This window comes from Mesorhizobium sp. P2_F5 (assembly GCF_056403715.1).
The window spans coordinates 174,709-188,080 of sequence record NZ_JBFUEY010000019.1; the positions used below are offsets into that span (position 1 = coordinate 174,709).

A 13,372-nucleotide genomic window follows, 5' to 3' on the forward strand; every position below is an offset into this window, starting at 1 on the left:
ACCGCTCTGCTAGGATTGGCCATTGTGATGTAGCTACGCAATTCCGGTGGGAAAACCGCTCACACTTTTCCTGGAATTGCTTTGGGGGAGCCGACCAATGCGTGCGATCAATGCGATACTCCTGAAGCTTTTCTGGGCGGGGCTGCTGCTGTTTGCGGCCGTGCGGCTGGCGGGCGCCGATGCGGCGGTGCCGACCGCCGACATAGAGGGCGCCGCCGACAATCACCTGGCCAAGCGCTATGAGGGGTCGTTTCATCGTCTCCTACGAAAAATTCGCCTACACCGATTTCACCGTACCGCTGTCGCCGCTGAAGCCGAGTGCCGATGCGGACGCGCGTGATGCGATGAACAATCGCATCTATGCGCCGGACAAGAAGGCCGAGGTCGAGGGAGCGCTGACCCGCATCGCCTATGTGCTGCCGGCCGAGCGTTCGCCACTCGAAGTGCTGCGCAACTATCAGGATGTGATCGCGGCCGCCGGCGGCGAAGTGCTGTTCGACTGCAAGAAGGAAGAGTGCGGCGGCGCCGCCGACCGGTCGTCGAGCGGKGGCGGCGGCGACATGAGCCTGATGATGTATTTCTTCCACGAAAGCGACGTCAAGGACGCGGCCTTTTCCAACGGCGCCTGTGCTGTAACCACAGGCATCAACGACCAGCGCTTCTTCTCAGCCAAGGTGCCGCAGGATGGCGGCGACGCCTATGTCACCGTGCAGGCCTATTCGCTGATCGACGACCTCTATTGCAAGGAACTCAACGGCCGAACCATCGCCGTCGTCCAGGTGCTGGAGCCCAAGGCGCGCGACAAGAAGATGGTGGTGGTCGAAGCGGCCAAGATGGCGGATTCGCTGTCGACCACCGGGTCGATCTCGCTCTACGGCATCTTCTTCGACATCGACAAGGCCGACATCAAGGCGGAATCGGAGCCGACGTTGAAGGAGATTTCGACGCTTTTGACCAACGAGCCGGGCATGGCGGTGATCGTGGTCGGCCACACCGACAATCAGGGCGCCTTCGACTACAATCTCGATCTGTCGTCGCGGCGGGCCCAAGCGGTGAGGGCAGCGCTGGTTTCGAAATACGGCATTGACGGCGGGCGACTGACAGCCGCCGGCGCCGGCATGATGGCGCCCGTCGCCAGCAATGATGACGAGACAGGCCGCGCCAAGAACCGCCGTGTGGTTCTGGTTAAACTGAACTGAGGCTTGCCCCTACGGGGCCGGCCAGGCGCGCCGCCTGCTCGAGCATCGAGGCATCCTCGCCGAAAGCGCGGGTGGAGCGGGCGGCCGCTTCCAGCAAAGCCGGTGTCATGCGGCGCAGGAAGGCGGTATCGACGCGCGTCGATGGGCCGGCGAGGGTCAAGGCGCCAAGCAGAACACGGCCCGGTCCGAACACCGGCGCCGACACGCCCGCCGTCTCGGGGTCGCGGTCACCGATCGACAGATAGTGGCAGGTCTGGCGGATGGTCTCGTAAGGCTCGCCCTGCTGGCCTGAAAACGCTGCCAGCACGCGGCCACCCGAACCGGTAAGCAACGGCAGCAGGTCGCCTTCCCGGATCGTGTAACGGATCGGATGCTTGGATTCGACGCGGTAGAGGCAGGTGCGGGCGTCGCCGGAGCGGACATAGAACGCCACGCTTTCCCAGCTGCGCTCGGCGAGATCGCGCATGATCGGCAGCAGGATATCGACCGCCACCACCGAGCGTTGGTAGAGCGCGCCAAGCCGGAAGGTGGCCGGCCCGATGCGGTAGCGGCCGTCGTCGAGCCGCTCCAGCAACTGCCCGCGCAACAACGAGTTCGCCAGCCGCAATATGGTGCTCTTGTAAAGCCCGGTCCGCGCCGCGATTTCGGCCAGGCTGAGCGAGCGGTCGGCGGTCGCGAAAGCGTCGAGAATGGCGATCGCGCGGTCGAGCGCGGCAACGCCATCGGCCTGCAACGGCTGGGATCGCGCTTCGGTCATCTCGCGGACAGTTTCATTCCAGTTACTCGTTCGGACCAAGGCCGATCGGGACGATTGTGCCGCATGCGAAGTGTTCTGTCTAGTAGAACGGCGTTCCTGTTGACAGAACGCACTGAAATCGGCATGAATTTTTGCCGAGCGGGTCTGTTTTCAGGCTACGTTTCTGGCAGGCACCGGAGGAGGTGTCGTGATTTGGAGGAATCCCATGCTGAACAGACGCAGATTTTTGATGAGCACCGCGGCCGCAGGCGCTGCCGGTTTCGTCGCAACGCATTTGACGCCCGCCTTCGCTCAGGATGCACCGCAGATCCAGATCTTCGTGCCGGCCGCGCCCGGTGGCGGCTGGGACCAGACAGGGCGCACCATCGACCAGGTGCTGCGCGGTGAAAAGCTGATCTCCGGCTCGCAGATCACCAATGTCGGCGGCGCCGGCGGTACGGTCGGCCTGCCGCAGTTCATCAGTCAGTGGAACGGCAAGGGCAATTCGCTGATGGTTGCCGGCATGGTCATGGTTGGCGCCATCATCGCCAACAAATCCGCCAACAACCTCTCCGAAGTCACGCCGATCGCCCGCCTCACCGGCGAGTTCGAGGCGCTGGTGGTGCCAGCGGATTCGCCGTTCAAGACGGCCGGCGATTTCGTTGCGGCGCTTAAGGCCGATCCGACCAAGGTTCCGGTGGCCGGCGGCTCGGCCGGCGGCTCCGACCACATTCTGTTCGGCCTGATCGCAAAGACGGTCGGCGTTCCGGCAACCAACCTCTCCTATGTGCCTTTCGCCGGTGGCGGCGAGGCGTTGTCGGCGCTGCTCGGCAACCAGGTTGCGGCCGGCATTTCCGGCTTCGGCGAGTTCTCCGAACAGATCAAGGCAGGCGCGCTCCGACTGCTCGCCATCTCCGCCGACAAGCGGCAGGACGGCATCGACGCTCCGACGATGAAGGAAGCCGGCATCGATGTCGAATTGTTCAACTGGCGCGGCGTCTTTGCACCGCCCGGCGTCTCCGACGCCGACAAGGCGGCGATGGTCACGATGATCGAAACCATGGCCAAGAGCGACGCCTGGGCGACCGAGTGCAAGAACCGCAACTGGACGCCCATCCTTCTGACCGGCGACGACTATGCGAAATTCCTCGCCGACGACACCGCACGCATCACCGCGATCCTCAAGGACCTCGGCCTCGCCTAATACTCCAAGAGCGGATCACCGTTTCACGGAAACGGTGATCCGCTCTAACTTTATTTTGGCGCAATTCCGGACGGAAAACCGCTTCGCACTTTTCCTGGAATTGCTCTGGGGGCGGCCTCTCCAACGAGGCTTGTGCCGCCCCCTTCCGACTTTCACCTGCCGCATAGACATATGATGCGGTGGGAGTGAAACTGCGGATGCGGCCGGCGGGAGGATGCCGGTCATATTGGGAGGACATTGATGAGCAGCGACCAGCAGCCGGCGCCCCCGCGCCTTGCCATGCCCGAATTGTTGATCGGCGTCGGGCTTCTCGCCTGCGCCGCGGCCGTCGCCTGGCAGACCCTGGCGATCCCGGTGTCGCCGCTCTATTCGAAGGTCGGGCCGACCGTCTTTCCCTATATCACCATGACCGGCATGATCGTGCTTTCGCTGCTGCTCATCCTCGCCGCGGTGCGCGGCGGCTGGCAGCCGCAGGAGGAAAAGGAAACACCGACCGACTGGAAGGCGATGGGCATCGTCGTTGCCGGGCTAGTGGCAAATCTGGTGCTGATCCAGCCGCTCGGCTTCACCGCCGCCTCCGTCATCATGTTCGTGCTTGTCTGTTACGGCTTCGGCAGCAAGCATACGCTGCGCGATGCGCTGACCGGCCTGATCCTGGCGCTGGCCGCCTATTTCGGCTTTGCCCGGGCGCTCGGCGTCAACATCGGCGCCGGCTTCATCGAAAACCAGCTGAACACGGTGATCGACGCGATCATCGCCACGTTGAGAGGCTGACGCCATGGAAACGCTCGGTCATCTCGGTCACGGATTTTCCGTCGCTTTCTCGCCGATGAACCTGTTGTGGTGCCTGGTCGGCACCACGCTCGGCACCGCCATCGGCGTGCTGCCCGGCCTCGGGCCGGCGCTCACCATCGCGCTGTTGTTGCCGATCACCTACCAGGTGGCGCCGGAAGCCTCCTTCATCCTGTTCGCCGGCATCTACTACGGCGCCATGTATGGCGGCTCGACGACGTCGATCCTGCTCAACACGCCGGGCGAAAGCGCCACCATCGTCACCGCGCTGGAAGGCAACAGGATGGCCCGCTCGGGCCGCGGCGGCGCGGCACTGGCGACGTCGGCGATCGGCTCCTTCGTTGCCGGCACCATCGGCACGATGGGCGTCGCCTTCCTGGCGCCGGTGGTGGTGAAGTTCGCGCTGGCCTTCGGGCCAGCCGAATATTTCTCGCTGATGGTGCTCGCCTTCATCACGGTCTCGGCAGTGCTTGGCTCGTCGTCGGTGCGCGGCCTCACCAGCCTGTTCATCGGCTTCGTCATCGGCATGATCGGCGTCGACCTGCAGACCGGCCAGCCGCGCTTCACCTTCGGCACGAACGAGCTGCTCGACGGCGTCGATGTCATCATAGCCGCGGTCGGCCTGTTTGCCGTCGGCGAGACGCTCTACATGGCCTCGCGCCGCTATGCCGGCAAGGACGAGATCGTGCCGCTCAAGGGCTCGCTCTACATGACGGCGGCCGAATGGGGGCGCTCGTGGAAGCCATGGCTGCGCGGCGCTTTCATCGGCTTCCCGATCGGCGCCATGCCGGCCGGTGGCGCCGAGATCCCGACCTTCCTGTCCTATGCCATCGAAAAGAAGCTGTCGAAGCATAAGGAGGAGTTCGGCACGGTCGGCGCCATCGAGGGCGTTGCCGGTCCCGAAGCCGCCAACAATGCCTCGGCCGCCGGCGTGCTGGTGCCGATGCTCACCCTTGGCCTGCCGACCTCGGCGACCGCCGCGATCATGCTGTCGGCCTTCCAGAGCTACGGCATCAATCCGGGGCCGCTGCTGTTGACGACGCAGGCCGATCTGGTCTGGGGCCTGATCGCCAGCCTGTTCATCGCCAACGTCATCCTGGTCATCCTCAATCTGCCGCTGATCGGGCTGTGGGTGCGGCTGTTGAAAATTCCGGCGCCGCAGCTTTATGCCGGCATCCTGGTGTTTGCGACCGTCGGCACCTACGGCATCTCGCAATCGCCGATCGACCTCGTCATCCTCTATCTGCTGGGAGCCGCCGGCTTCCTGATGCGGCGCTTCGATTTCCCGACCGCGCCTGTCATCATCGGCATGATCCTGGGGCCGCTCGCCGAAACCCAGTTCCGCCGGGCGATGACGATCTCGAACGGTGACTGGTCGGTGTTCTACACCCACAAGCTGTCGCTGACGCTGCTGACGCTCGCCTTCATCGGTCTCGCCGGCCCGCATATCTGGGCCTTCATCGAGCATCGCCGCCGGCGTGGACCGGAGCATGTGCCGGGCGATGCCTGAGCGATCTGGAACATCATGACCGATCTGCTTGCCGGCATCCGCGTTCTCGACCTGACCAATGTGCTGGCCGGCCCTTACTGCGCCTATCAGCTGGCGCTGCTCGGCGCCGACGTCATCAAGGTCGAGGCACCGCAAGGCGGCGATCTGGCGCGTCAGCTCGGCGCCTCGCCGGCGCTCAACAGAGCCGGCATGGGTGCCTCGTTCCTGGCGCAGAACGCCGGCAAACGATCGGTGGTGCTCGATCTTAAGAAAGAGGCCGATCGCGAGCGTTTCCTCGATCTGGTCGCCTCGGCCGACGCGCTGGTCGAGAATTTCCGCCCCGGCGTGATGGAGCGGCTCGGCCTTGGCTATGAAGCGCTGAAAGAGGTCCGTCCTGGTCTGGTTTATTGCGCCATATCGGGGTTCGGCCAGACCGGGCCGATGCGTGACAATCCGGCCTACGACCAGATCATCCAGGGGCTGTCCGGCATTATGAGCATCACCGGCACGCCGGAGACCGCACCCTTGCGGGTCGGCTATCCCGTCGCCGACACGCTGGGCGGGCTGGTCGGGGCCTTTGCTATTGCCGCGGCGCTGGTGAAGCAAAAGACATCGGGCGAGGGCGCGTTTCTCGATGTCTCGATGCTCGAATGCACGCTGTCGGCGTTGGGCTGGCCGGTCTCCAACTATCTGACCGCCGGCGTCGAGCCGAAGCCGATGGGCAACGAGAACATGACGGCAGCGCCCTCCGGTGCGTTTCGCACCGGTGATGGGTTGCTCAACATCGCCGCCAACAAGCAGGAGCAGTTTGTCACGCTGTGCCAGCTGATCGGACAGCCGGAGTTGGCGTCGGATTCGCGCTTTGCCGAACGCGAGACGCGCAAGCAGAACCGCGCCGCTCTGAAGGGGCTGATCGAGACGGCGCTGGCCAGTGCCTCGGCCGCAGCCTGGGAGGAAAAATTCAACCGCGCCGGCGTGCCGGCGGGAAGGGTGCTGACGATCCCGCAGGTGCTGGAGGAGCGCCAGGTGACCGAGCGTGACATGACAATCCGTTTCCAGGGCCTGCCCGGTATGGAACAGCCGCTGACCGTCGTGCGCGGTGGCTTCATGGTCGATTGCGCGGCACCCCTGCCTGTCCTGCCGCCGCCTGTGCTCGGCCAGCATATGGACGAGGTTTTTTCCGCCCTGCCGCCGCGCACCAGGAGAAGCGCGTGAGCGAGGGGGAGAAAAAGACCGGCCGCGAGCGCGGCGAGGAATGGTGGCAGACCGGCATCATCGAGATGAGCCCCGGCATCATCCGGCTGCGCGGCTATGAGATCCAGGATCTGATCGGCCGCGTCAGCTTCCCGGCTGTCATCTGGCTGATGCTGCGCGGCGAACTGCCCAGCGAGGAGCAGGCGGCGCTGCTTGGCATTGCTCTGGGGGCGGCCGTCGATCACGGGCCGCAGGCGCCGTCGATCGCCATTGCTCGCATGGCCATCACCTGCGGCGTCGGCATCAACAGCGCCATGGCTTCGGCGGTCAATGTGCTGGGTGACGTGCATGGCGGCGCCGGCGAACAGGCGCTGTCCTTCTACGGCGACATCGCCGTGGCGCTCGACCAGGGTGCTGCACTCGACGAGGCGGTCTCGGCGCGGCTCGATCGCTTCTTCGCCGAGGAGAAAGGCTATGTGCCGGGATTTGGCCACCGCTTCCATCCGGTCGATCCGCGCGCGCCGCGCCTGATCGAGGTGACCCGCGATTTTGCCGCGCGCGGCGTCGTCAGCGGACGGTTCGCCGACATCGCCGAGGCTGTCGAGGCGGAGGTCGCACGGCGTAAGGGCAAGAAGATACCGCTCAACATCGACGGCGCCACTGCCGTCATCTATGGCGAGCTCGGCTTTCCGCCGCCGCTGACGCGCGGCCTGTTCGTGCTGTCGCGCTCGGTCGGGATCCTGGCGCATGCCTGGGAACAGTCGCAGCAGAGCGACCGCAACAAGGGCCCGCTGCCGCGCGAATGGCTGTGGGCCTATACCGGCACGCCGCTGCGGCCATTTCCCGTAGAGGATGACGAGGGCAAGTGAGGCTCAAGCCGGGTCCGGCACGGCCGGCTGAGGCATTGCCAGGTTTGCCATCAGCGTGGAAAGATCGGGCTCATCGATGAGCAAGGCCGCGTCCTGCGGCTTGAGCCATGCCCGCTGGCGGCTTTTGGCCTCCTGCCAGTTGCTCAGTTCTTCCGACACCTCAAGGAGATAGACGACGACGTCGACGCGCACGAAGTTGGTTTCCAGCCGCTTCCAGTAGGAATAGCTGCCGGCCGGCTCTTTGAGCGTCTTGCCGAGCACGCCCGCCTCTTCCCGCGCCTCTATGGTGGCGGCCTTGCGCCCGCTCTTGCCTTTCATCGGCCAGCCCTTGGGCACGATGAAGCGCTTCGTCGTGCGCGACGTGACCATCATCACTTCGAAATTGCCGTCAACGTCCTGGCGAAAGGGGATGGCGGCGACCTGGCGAATGCGTTCGCCTCGCCTTGCCTTGCGCACCGCCTTTTTCTTCGTCGTCGCCATTTGCTAAAAACCCGGTCGGCCGGCGCACCGCCGCACGCCGCCTGCAAACCCCAAAAATGCCCGCGAGGCAATGAAGCATTTTTATTAGATAAGTCGACTAAGTAAATCGCAAGCGACCGATATCAACGGCAAACGCGCACAATCTGGTTGTTGACGATCTGAATCGGGCAACTTTGCCTGACGACCGGCACTTCGGGGCGCGGTTGCGGCACGATCTGGCGATCCTGTTCGCGGTATTGCTGCTGCTGCTGCTGGAACTGCTGGCGTTGAAAGCTGTTGCGCAACTGCTGCAACTGGTTCTGCTGGATCAGCCGGTTGGAATTGGGATTAACGGACTGCGCCGCAGCAGATTGCATGATGCCGGGCAGCGTCGCCGCCGCCAGCACTGCTGACATCAGAATTGTCGATAGACGAAGCGTCGACATCCGTTCATTCCCGTACAGACATAACCTTCCCTATATAGGGCGTTCGTCCCGATCTGCCATGGGCCGCCGAAATCAGCAGAACCAGGAGCGGAAGCGACCGGCTCGCACTTGACAGAAAATATCGATTGACCGCTTTATCGGGCGCGGACCTTGAGCTCGATGGCGGCTGGCTCGAGGCAGAATCGGGAGCATATTGATGAAAAGCAGGCAAGTATATTTCGCAGCGCTACTGGGTGCCGTTTGTATTCTTGGCCCGGCGGTCGCGGCGCAGACCAAGACCGACAAGGCAGCACCTGCGGCCGCTGCCGCCGGTCCGACGCTGCCCGGTGGCGCGTCTGCGCTGTCCGAAACCCATGGCGACTGGACGGTCAATTGCCAGATCACGGGCACGGTGAAGGCGTGCAGCCTGTCGCATCAGCAGTTCAACAAGCAATCCAACCAGCGCCTGCTGGCGATAGAGCTGTCGAGCAAGAGCGGCGAGGATGCCGCCGGAACGCTGGCGCTGCCGTTCGGCCTGGCGCTGGCCAAGGGCGTCAGCCTGACTATCGACGACCAAAAGCTGGAAGACGGCAGCCTGCCGTTCAACACCTGCCAGGCCGTCGGCTGCCTGGTGCCGGTGGCATTCGACGCCAGCGTCACGCCGCTGCTCAAGGCCGCCACCACGCTGAAGATCGACGCCTTCGCCGCCGACACTGGCCAGGCCGTGAGTTTTACCATTCCGCTCAACGGTTTTGGCGGCGCGCTCGCCCGGACCGCGGAATTGTCGGCGGACTGAACAGCGAGCGCCCGCGCCCGGTCACTCAACCTCGCGTAGCCGATATCCCACGCCGGTCTCGGTGGTGATATAGCGCGGCTGGTCGGGCGACTTTTCGATCTTCTGCCTGAGCTGGCGGACATAGACCCTGAGATACTGCACGTCGGTCGAATCTCCCCACACCTGCTTCAACAGGAAATGGTGGGTGAGAACCTTGCCGGCGTGCTGCACCAGGATGCGCAATATGTCGTACTCCTTGGGAGAGAGTTTTATCTCCTTGCCCTCGACCTTGACGATGCGCTTGACCAGGTCGACGCTGAGGTCGCCGGTCTGAAACACTGGCTTCTCGCCCTGCTGTTGGAATTTGTGGCGCAGCGCGACGCGGATTCTGGCAACCAGCTCGTTCATGCCGAACGGCTTGGTGATGTAGTCGTCGGCGCCCAGTTCGAGTGCGGCGACGATGCCGGCCTCGTCGGTGCGGCTGGACAGGATGACCACGGGAACGTCGAGCCCGTCGTCGCGCCATTTGCGCAGGAGGTCGAGGCCGCCCATGCCGGGCAGCCCGAGATCGAGCAGGATCAGATCCGGCTTTTCCGCCTCGACGATCTCGATCGCGGCTCTGGCGTTAGGCGCCTCACCGACCGCATAGCCCTGGCTGCCGAGGCCGACGCGCAGCAGTTTGCGGATCGGCGGTTCGTCATCGACGACCAATATGCTGACGTTGGAATTTGTCATGCCGGATCACCAGAAGTTTGCCCGTCCGTGCTTTGTCCGTCCATGCCGGGTGTCTCAGACGGCCTCGGCATGCGGATGGTGAAGACGGCGCCCGGGCGGTCGCTGCGGTTCGCCGCCGTGATCGTGCCGCCCATCGCCTCGATGAAGCCGCGGCAGATCGACAGGCCGAGCCCGGTACCGGCCTGGACCTGGTCGCGCTTTCGCACCCGGTAGAAGCTGTCGAAGATCCGCTCCAGGTCGGCAGGCGGAATGCCCGGTCCCTCATCCATGACCTGCAGCACGACGGAGCCATTGTCGACCCAGCCCTGCAGCCGGATCGTCGACCCCGGCGGCGCGTATTTCGCGGCATTGTCGAGCAGATTGAACAACACCTGCTCGAACAGGACGGGATCGAGCTTCAGCATCGGCAGGTCGGCCGGAATGTCGACCTCTGTCTTGTGCCCGGCGATGATCTTGCGCGCCCGCTGCAAGGCCGAGCCGACGATGTCGCCGACATAGTGGAGAGCGAAATTCGGCTCCATGGCGCCGGATTCGATCTTGGTCATGTCGAGCAGATTGGCAATGAAACGGTTCAGCCGCTCGGATTCGTCGAGCACGGTCGTCAGCAACTCGGCCCGATCGTTCTCGGGTAATGACTGGGCAAATTCCCTGAGCGTGCCGGCCGCGCCCATGATGGCCGCCAGCGGTGTCTTCAGATCATGCGAGATCGACGTCAGCAGCGCCGAGCGCAAGCGGTCGGCCTCGGCCGCGAGCCTGGCGCGATCGACATCGGCGACCAGCTGGATGCGCTCGATGGCGACTGCCGCCTGATCGGCCAGCGCGTCGAGCAAGCGCTGCTGTTCCGGGGTCAGCAGCGGCCCTTGCTTGTCGTTGTCGAGACCGACGACGCCGATGGCCGTGCGGCCCGTCCGCAAGGGCAGATAGAGGCGCTTGGCGCCGGGCAGCGTGTCGGCGCCACGGCCAGCGGCACGGTTATGCTCCCAGGCCCAGCGGGCGGCTGCGATGTCGGCCTCGGCCAGCGTATCGTCGGGGGGATAGCCGGCCTTGACGGTGATCGTGCCGTCTTCCGGCAACAGCAGCACCACGCGCAGCTTCAGCATCGAGGCGATCTGGAAGGCTGTAGCCCACAGCACGTCGTCGAGCGTGCCGGCGCCGGCGAGCTTCTTGGAGAAGAGATAGATGTCCTCCGTCGCCCGTGCGCGAGAGCGGGCGGCGACCGCCTGGCGCTGCCCGCGCGCCGTCAGATTGCTGGCGATGACTGCAACGACGAGGAAGACGGCGAGCGCTACGATGCTCTCCGGATCCCGGATCGTCAGCGTGTAGCGCGGTTCGAGGAAAAAAAAGTTGAAAGCCAAGGCGCTGACGACGCAGGCGTACAAAGCCGGCCAGAGACCGCCGGCCACCGCCGATGTCAGCACCGCGATGAGAAAGATGATTGCGAGATTGCGGACATCGAGAAACTGGTCGAGCAACGCGCTGAAGGCGAGCGAGCCCGCGACATAGGCCGTTGCCAGCATATATGGCCAGACCTGGAACGACCTCTGCTCGTCCGCCGTCCTAACGTTCCTGGCGGCAGCCTCGGTGCCCCGCTCGGTTCCGGAAATGACATGGACGCTGATGTCGCCGGCATTGCGGATGAGATCGTAGGTCAGCGAGCCTTCGATCAGCTCGCGCCAGCGCGAACGGGTCGGCCTGCCGACGACGATGTGGGTGAAGTTGTTCGCCGTCGCGTGGCGCACAATGTCCTGTGCAACGTTCTGGCCAGGAATGGTCGTCACCTCGGCGCCGAGCTGCTCGGCCAGGCGCAGCAGCGTCGCCAGCCGGTCCTTGTCCTCCTCCGACATGGCGGCCGAGCGCGGCGTATCGACATGCAGCGCCGTCCACGGCGCGCGCAGCCGGTCGGCCAGCCGGCGCGCATAGCGGATGCGGGCCGCACCGCCCGGTCGCGCGTCGACGCAGACCAGAACCCTTTCGCCCGCCGCCCACGGGCCCTGGATGGCATGCGACTGCATGTGGTTGAGCAATTGCTCGTCGACGCGCTGGGCGGTGCGGCGCAGCGCCAGTTCGCGAAGCGCCGTCAGATTGCCGGGCGAGAAGTAGTTTTCGACGGCACGCTGCGCGGTGTTGGGGAAATAGACCTTGCCTTCGTTCAGCCGCTTGATCAGGTCGTCGGGCGTGAGGTCGATGATCTCGATGTCGTCGGCCTGGTCGATTATGGAATCCGGGACGGTTTCGCGCACCCTGACACGGGTGATCTGCGCCACGACGTCGTTCAGGCTTTCGACATGCTGGATATTGAGCGTGGTGTAGACGTCGATGCCGCGCGTCAGGATTTCCTGGACGTCGAGATAGCGCTTGGGGTGGCGGCTGCCGGGTGCGTTGGTGTGGGCAAGCTCATCGACGAGCACCAGCGCCGGCCGGCGGGCGAGGATGGCGTCGATGTCCATCTCATCGAGGACACGGTCCTTGTAGCTGACCTTCTGGCGCGGGATGACTTCGTAGCCGTCGACCAGCGCGAGGGTTTCCTTGCGGCCATGGGTTTCGACGATGCCGATCACCACGTCGACGCCGTCTGCCAGCCTGGCGCGGCCGGCCATCAGCATCTCGTAGGTCTTGCCGACGCCGGGGGCCGCGCCGAGAAATATCCGTAGGCGGCCGCGCTCTTCCCGCTCCGCATGCTCGAGCAATGCGTCCGGAGAGGGTCTGGTATCGGTGCTTCTGGCGTCCGGCATCAGGCTCGATCATGAACGGCGCCGGGGACGGTGTCGATCCCCGGCCCCTGGCTTGAGAGACCGCTTAGAAATTCTATTCCGGCGGCCATCTGGTGGCGTTTTCTGCGCTTCCGGTGCTCACGGACCCAAAAGTCCGCTGCGCTCCGGTTCTCGAAACCACCACCATATGACTCGCCGGAGCGAATTTCTAAGCGGTCTCTCACTTGGTATCGTCCAGAGCCAGGTTCAGCGCCAGCACATTGACCACCGGCTCGCCGAGGAAGCCGAGTTCGCGGCCCTCGACATGGCTGTCGACAAGCGCCTTGACCCTGGCTTCGTCGAAGCCCCTGGCCTTGGCCACCCTGGCGACCTGGAAATAGGCGGCGTCCGGGCTGATATCGGGGTCGAGGCCGCTGCCCGAGGTCGTCACCAGATCCATCGGCACCGGCTGGTTCGGATTTTCCGCCTTCAGCTTTTCAGCGTCACCCTTGATGCGGTCGATCAGCTTGGGGTTGGTCGGGCCGAGATTGGAGCCGCTGGGCGCGGCGGCGTTGTAGCCGTCGCCGGCAGCCGAGGGGCGGCCATGGAAATACTTGTCGCCGGCAAAGCCCTGGCCGATCAGCTCGGAGCCGATGACCTTGCCGTCCTTCTCGATCAGGCTGCCATTGGCCTGGTACGGAAACAGCGCCTGGGCGATGCCGGTCATCCCCAGGGGATAGATCAGGCCGGTGAGGACAGTGAAAAAGACGATCATGATAACAGCGGGTCTTATCTGGGAAAGCAT

14 protein-coding genes are annotated in these 13,372 nt (G+C 64.5%); 8 read left to right on the forward strand and 6 right to left on the reverse strand.

Translation table 11 applies throughout. From position 1 onward, the window contains the following. Positions 1-97: 97 nt before the first annotated feature. Positions 98-340 (forward strand): hypothetical protein, encoded by a 243-nt coding sequence (locus AC1DYO_RS23670; protein WP_477266884.1) that lies wholly within the window; start codon positions 98-100, stop codon positions 338-340. Then, on the forward strand, positions 240-1,199 hold the full coding sequence (locus AC1DYO_RS23675; RefSeq protein WP_477266885.1) for an OmpA family protein: 960 nt from the start codon (positions 240-242) through the stop codon (positions 1,197-1,199). Before AC1DYO_RS23670 ends, AC1DYO_RS23675 begins: the two co-directional genes overlap by 101 nt. On the opposite strand, the gene AC1DYO_RS23680 is transcribed toward AC1DYO_RS23675, so the two are convergent. Further along, positions 1,186-1,956, reverse strand: coding sequence for an IclR family transcriptional regulator (locus tag AC1DYO_RS23680; RefSeq protein WP_477266886.1), 771 nt, complete (start codon positions 1,954-1,956; stop codon positions 1,186-1,188). The two genes, AC1DYO_RS23675 and AC1DYO_RS23680, sit on opposite strands and share 14 nt — an antisense overlap. Positions 1,957-2,161: 205 nt before the next feature. On the opposite strand from AC1DYO_RS23680, the gene AC1DYO_RS23685 reads away from it, so the two are divergent. From AC1DYO_RS23685 to AC1DYO_RS23705, 5 genes are all read left to right on the forward strand, one after another. Beyond that, the gene (locus AC1DYO_RS23685) at positions 2,162-3,139 is read left to right on the forward strand and encodes a Bug family tripartite tricarboxylate transporter substrate binding protein (protein WP_477266887.1); all 978 of its coding nucleotides are present in this window, start codon (positions 2,162-2,164) and stop codon (positions 3,137-3,139) included. A gap of 237 nt (positions 3,140-3,376) precedes the next feature. Beyond that, complete coding sequence (locus AC1DYO_RS23690; RefSeq protein WP_477266888.1) at positions 3,377-3,913, forward strand: tripartite tricarboxylate transporter TctB family protein; 537 nt, start codon at positions 3,377-3,379, stop codon at positions 3,911-3,913. Positions 3,914-3,917: 4 nt separating this feature from the next. Then, positions 3,918-5,441, forward strand: a complete 1,524-nt coding sequence (locus tag AC1DYO_RS23695; protein WP_181059477.1) for a tripartite tricarboxylate transporter permease — start codon at positions 3,918-3,920, stop codon at positions 5,439-5,441. A gap of 15 nt (positions 5,442-5,456) precedes the next feature. After that, a complete protein-coding gene (locus tag AC1DYO_RS23700; protein ID WP_477266889.1) occupies positions 5,457-6,635 on the forward strand; it encodes a CaiB/BaiF CoA transferase family protein in 1,179 nt (392 codons plus the stop codon). Beyond that, positions 6,632-7,483 (forward strand): citryl-CoA lyase, encoded by an 852-nt coding sequence (locus AC1DYO_RS23705; RefSeq protein ID WP_477266890.1) that lies wholly within the window; start codon positions 6,632-6,634, stop codon positions 7,481-7,483. Before AC1DYO_RS23700 ends, AC1DYO_RS23705 begins: the two co-directional genes overlap by 4 nt. Positions 7,484-7,486: 3 nt before the next feature. Here the strand turns inward: AC1DYO_RS23705 and AC1DYO_RS23710 are convergent, their stop codons facing one another. Together AC1DYO_RS23710 and AC1DYO_RS23715 are read right to left on the reverse strand one after the other, a co-directional pair. Further along, on the reverse strand, positions 7,487-7,963 hold the full coding sequence (locus tag AC1DYO_RS23710; RefSeq protein ID WP_477266891.1) for an NUDIX hydrolase: 477 nt from the start codon (positions 7,961-7,963) through the stop codon (positions 7,487-7,489). 122 nt (positions 7,964-8,085) lie between these two features. Then, positions 8,086-8,388: a hypothetical protein gene (locus AC1DYO_RS23715; RefSeq protein ID WP_477266892.1), complete on the reverse strand. Its 303-nt coding sequence runs from the start codon at positions 8,386-8,388 to the stop codon at positions 8,086-8,088. 196 nt (positions 8,389-8,584) lie between these two features. Between AC1DYO_RS23715 and AC1DYO_RS23720 the strand changes: the two genes are divergently transcribed. Next, positions 8,585-9,163, forward strand: coding sequence for an invasion associated locus B family protein (locus AC1DYO_RS23720; protein WP_477266893.1), 579 nt, complete (start codon positions 8,585-8,587; stop codon positions 9,161-9,163). 21 nt (positions 9,164-9,184) lie between these two features. Here AC1DYO_RS23720 and AC1DYO_RS23725 read toward each other — a convergent pair whose 3' ends face one another. From AC1DYO_RS23725 to kdpC, 3 genes are all read right to left on the reverse strand, one after another. Next, positions 9,185-9,877, reverse strand: a complete 693-nt coding sequence (locus tag AC1DYO_RS23725) for a response regulator transcription factor (protein WP_477266894.1) — start codon at positions 9,875-9,877, stop codon at positions 9,185-9,187. Continuing rightward, positions 9,874-12,609 carry a DUF4118 domain-containing protein gene (locus tag AC1DYO_RS23730; RefSeq protein WP_477266895.1) on the reverse strand — a complete coding sequence of 912 codons (2,736 nt, stop codon included), beginning with the start codon at positions 12,607-12,609 and terminating at the stop codon, positions 9,874-9,876. Before AC1DYO_RS23730 ends, AC1DYO_RS23725 begins: the two co-directional genes overlap by 4 nt. A 199-nt stretch (positions 12,610-12,808) precedes the next feature. Further along, positions 12,809-13,372 (reverse strand): potassium-transporting ATPase subunit KdpC, encoded by a 564-nt coding sequence (kdpC, locus tag AC1DYO_RS23735; RefSeq protein ID WP_477266896.1) that lies wholly within the window; start codon positions 13,370-13,372, stop codon positions 12,809-12,811.

What these genes read in the sequence shown, in the direction of transcription:
- AC1DYO_RS23670 (WP_477266884.1), top strand. Translation starts at nt 98, where the DNA reads ATGCGTGCGATCAATGCGATACTCCTGAAGCTTTTCTGGGCGGGGCTG.
- AC1DYO_RS23680 (WP_477266886.1), bottom strand. Translation starts at nt 1,956, where the DNA reads ATGACCGAAGCGCGATCCCAGCCGTTGCAGGCCGATGGCGTTGCCGCG.
- AC1DYO_RS23685 (WP_477266887.1), top strand. Translation starts at nt 2,162, where the DNA reads ATGCTGAACAGACGCAGATTTTTGATGAGCACCGCGGCCGCAGGCGCT.
- AC1DYO_RS23695 (WP_181059477.1), top strand. Translation starts at nt 3,918, where the DNA reads ATGGAAACGCTCGGTCATCTCGGTCACGGATTTTCCGTCGCTTTCTCG.
- AC1DYO_RS23700 (WP_477266889.1), top strand. Translation starts at nt 5,457, where the DNA reads ATGACCGATCTGCTTGCCGGCATCCGCGTTCTCGACCTGACCAATGTG.
- AC1DYO_RS23710 (WP_477266891.1), bottom strand. Translation starts at nt 7,963, where the DNA reads ATGGCGACGACGAAGAAAAAGGCGGTGCGCAAGGCAAGGCGAGGCGAA.
- AC1DYO_RS23715 (WP_477266892.1), bottom strand. Translation starts at nt 8,388, where the DNA reads ATGTCGACGCTTCGTCTATCGACAATTCTGATGTCAGCAGTGCTGGCG.
- AC1DYO_RS23720 (WP_477266893.1), top strand. Translation starts at nt 8,585, where the DNA reads ATGAAAAGCAGGCAAGTATATTTCGCAGCGCTACTGGGTGCCGTTTGT.
- AC1DYO_RS23725 (WP_477266894.1), bottom strand. Translation starts at nt 9,877, where the DNA reads ATGACAAATTCCAACGTCAGCATATTGGTCGTCGATGACGAACCGCCG.
- AC1DYO_RS23730 (WP_477266895.1), bottom strand. Translation starts at nt 12,609, where the DNA reads ATGCCGGACGCCAGAAGCACCGATACCAGACCCTCTCCGGACGCATTG.
- kdpC (WP_477266896.1), bottom strand. Translation starts at nt 13,372, where the DNA reads ATGCTTTCCCAGATAAGACCCGCTGTTATCATGATCGTCTTTTTCACT.